Annotated in this window: 1 protein-coding gene; it reads right to left on the reverse strand. The window is 67.8% G+C overall.

Annotated elements, in window-relative coordinates:
• Nucleotides 1–394: TCP-1/cpn60 chaperonin family protein (locus F0L46_RS25245; RefSeq protein WP_276315628.1), on the reverse strand; the 394-nt coding region annotated here is incomplete at both ends.

Here is a 394-nt window from a genome sequence, read left to right on the forward strand (position 1 = left end):
GACACCCGCGCCTCGATGTCGGACTTCGCGCCCGCGCCGTCGATGATCGTGGTGTTCTCCTTCTCGATGCGAACCCGCTTGGCGCGGCCCAGCATCGGGAGCGTCACGTTCTCGAGCTTGATCCCGAGATCCTCAGACACCGCCGTGCCGCCGGTCAGGATCGCGATGTCCTCCAGCATGGCCTTGCGGCGGTCGCCGAAGCCCGGCGCCTTCACGGCCGCGACCTTCAGGCCGCCGCGCAGCTTGTTGACGACCAGCGTGGCCAGCGCCTCGCCCTCGATGTCCTCGGCGACGATGAGCAGGGGCTTGCCCGTCTGCACCACGGCCTCGAGGGTCGGCAGCATGGCCTGGAGCGAGGAGAGCTTCTTCTCGTGGATGAGGATGTTGGGGTCAA

The sequence above is a fragment of the Salinarimonas soli genome (assembly GCF_008386575.1).
GTDB lineage: Bacteria > Pseudomonadota > Alphaproteobacteria > Rhizobiales > Beijerinckiaceae > Salinarimonas_A > Salinarimonas_A soli.